The organism is Aeromicrobium sp. CnD17-E, assembly GCF_024124745.1.
GTDB lineage: Bacteria > Actinomycetota > Actinomycetes > Propionibacteriales > Nocardioidaceae > Aeromicrobium.
In genome coordinates this window covers 1-2,534 of the sequence record NZ_JAMXRU010000186.1, presented here as the reverse complement: position 1 = coordinate 2,534, position 2,534 = coordinate 1, and the positions used below count along the sequence as shown (strand labels likewise).

Annotated in this window: 3 protein-coding genes and 1 pseudogene; all 4 read left to right on the top strand. The window is 77.6% G+C overall.

Features of this window, described 5'->3' with window-relative positions; all coding sequences use genetic code 11:
* The first annotated feature begins 144 nt into the window (after nucleotides 1-144).
* The gene (locus tag NH339_RS17885) at nucleotides 145-1,059 is read left to right on the top strand and encodes an acyl-CoA dehydrogenase (RefSeq protein WP_253027347.1); all 915 of its coding nucleotides are present in this window, start codon (nucleotides 145-147) and stop codon (nucleotides 1,057-1,059) included.
* Complete coding sequence (locus NH339_RS17880; RefSeq protein WP_253027346.1) at nucleotides 1,056-1,769, top strand: PIG-L deacetylase family protein; 714 nt, start codon at nucleotides 1,056-1,058, stop codon at nucleotides 1,767-1,769. The genes NH339_RS17885 and NH339_RS17880 overlap by 4 nt, the downstream gene beginning before the upstream one ends.
* A complete protein-coding gene (locus NH339_RS17875) occupies nucleotides 1,766-2,320 on the top strand; it encodes a bifunctional 2-polyprenyl-6-hydroxyphenol methylase/3-demethylubiquinol 3-O-methyltransferase UbiG (RefSeq protein WP_253027345.1) in 555 nt (184 codons plus the stop codon). The genes NH339_RS17880 and NH339_RS17875 overlap by 4 nt, the downstream gene beginning before the upstream one ends.
* Nucleotides 2,313-2,534, top strand: a pseudogene (locus tag NH339_RS17870) (hypothetical protein); the annotation flags it as partial. The gene NH339_RS17875 and the pseudogene NH339_RS17870, both read left to right, overlap by 8 nt.

The following is a 2,534-nucleotide window of genomic DNA, read 5'->3' as shown; positions in this document are numbered from 1 at the left end:
GCTCGGCGAGGTGCGCGGCCGCGTCGTCGCCGGCTCCTGACACCACCCGTCGTCCGCCGGGTGGGAGCGGACGTTTGGCGGGGTCGGGACGGGGTACGGGGACCGCGCGGCCGCCCGGCCGCGACGCCCGACCCGAGGACGGCGATGCACCTCACGGCCGACGTGCTGCGCGAGCGGACCCGAGGGGCCCTGCCGCTGCCCGGGTCCGGCCGGACGCAGGAGCGGCTCGACGCCCTCCGCGAGCTGGGCCGCGAGGACCTCGCCCTGGCCAAGCTGGTCGAGCCCCACCACGACGCGCTCGCGATCGCCGCGGAGCTCGACCACGCCGTCGACCACGACGGCGTGTGGGCGGTCTGGGCCGCGGAGCCGCCCTTCGCCCAGGTGCGGGCAGCGGCGGGCGGTGGACGCTGGCGGCTGCAGGGGCGCAAGGCCTTCTGCTCCGGAGCCGACCTCGTGACGCACGCCCTCGTGACCGCGGACGACGACGGGCGCCCGAGGCTGTTCGCGGTCGACCTCGACCAGCCGGGCCTCTCCCCCGACCCGGACGGCCCGGCGTGGGTGGGCCCGGGGATGGCGGGAGCGCGCACCACGACGCTGCGGCTCGACGACGTCGAGGCCGAGCCGGTCGGCGAGGCGGGCGCCTACGTGGACCGTCCTGGCTTCTGGCACGGCGGCGTCGGGATCGCCGCGGTCTGGGCCGGCGGCGCCGACCGCGTCGCCGAGACGCTCGAGCGGTCGTCGCGGCTCGACGACCACGGCCTGGCCCACCGCGGCCACGTCCGCGTGGCTCTCGCCGGGCTGACCGCCCTCCTGGCGGAGGCGGCGGCCGCCTTCGACGCCGAGCCAGGACGTCGCGACGAGCACCGCGCCCTCGTCGTGCGCGCCGCCGCGGCCCGCGCGGTCGACGACGTCGTCGCCCACGTGGGCCGTGCGACCGGTCCGGGCCCCCTCGCCTTCGACGCGGCGCACGCCCAGCACGTCGCCGACCTGCAGGTCTTCGTGCGTCAGCACCACGCCGAGCGCGACCTCGCCCGCCTCGGCTCACTCGGGGCGACATGACCGCCTCCACGTCGCCGGCCCGCTGGGACGCCACCCTGCGCGACGCGGCGCTGCCCACCGTCGACGACCCGGGCGGCCCGGTCGTCGTGCTCTCCGCGCACCCGGACGACGAGGTCCTCGGCGTCGGGGCGTGGCTCGCCGGACAGGTCGGCCGCCGTCTGCACCTCGTCGTCGCGACCGACGGCGAGCAGTCCCACCCCGGGAGCCCGACGGTCACGCCCGACCAGCTGCGCACCGTGCGGCGCAGGGAGCTGGCCGAGGCACTCGCGGTGCTCGGGCACCCGCAGGTGCGCACGACTTACCTCGGGCTGCGCGACGCCGCCCTGCCCGACGACCGCGAGCCGCTCGTCCGTCTCCTGCGCCCGCTGCTGCAGGCCCCGGCCGTCGTGCTCGCGCCGTACGAGCACGACGGGCACGGCGACCACGACGTGCTGGGTGCGGTGGCGCGCGAGCTGGTCCCCGCCGGGACGACGCTGTGGCGCTACCCGGTCTGGCGGTGGACGCGCAGCACGCCCGACGCCGGCGCGGACTGGCTGGAGGGTGCCGCGCTGCTGCCCTCGCCCCCCGGCGCGGCGGAGCGGAAGGCGGCCGCCCTGCGCGCCTTCCGGTCGCAGCTGGAGCCGTGGTCGGACCATCCCGCCGACCAGGTCGTCGTCACCCCGGCGCTGCTCGAGCACGCGCTCACGGCCCCGGAGGTGGTGCTCACGTGACCGACCCGGCCTACTTCGAGGACCTCTACCGGACCGACCCGGACCCCTGGCGCCTCGACACCGCACCCTACGAGGAGCGCAAGCGGGCCCTGACGCTCGCGAGCCTGCCGCGCCCCCGCTACGCCCGCGCGTTCGAGCCCGCTTGCGCGCGGGGCCAGATCACCGCCCTGCTGGCCGAGCGCTGCGACGAGGTCGTCGCGCTCGACCCCGTCGAGGCGGCCCTGGAGCGGGTGCGTGAGCGCGGGCTCACCGGGGTGGGCGTGCAGCGCGGGACGATCCCGGACGACTGGCCCGCCGGGACCTTCGACCTCGTCGTCCTCTCGGAGGTGCTCTACTTCCTCACCGAGGAGCAGCGCGCCAGGTGCGCGGAGCTGACGGTCGCCGGCCTGCGTCCCGGTGGCCACGTCGTCGCCGTCCACTGGCGCCACTCCTTCACCGAGGCGGCGTCGGTGCCCGACGAGGCGCACGTCGACCTGCACACCCCGGCACTGCGCCCGGTGTCCGGCTACCTCGACGACGACGTCCGGCTCGAGGTGCTCGAACGTGCGTGACACGGACGTCGACGGCGTGGGCGTCGTCGTCCCTGCGCGCGACGAGGAGGACTCGCTGGCACGGTGCCTGGCCGCGCTGGACCGGGCCGCCGGCGCGGTCGCCGTCCCCGTGGAGATCGTCGTGGCGGTCAACGCGACGCGGGACCGCAGCGCCGACGTCGCGCGGGCCTGGGGCGCCATCGTCGTCGAGCTGCCGCTGCCCGGGGTGGGCGCC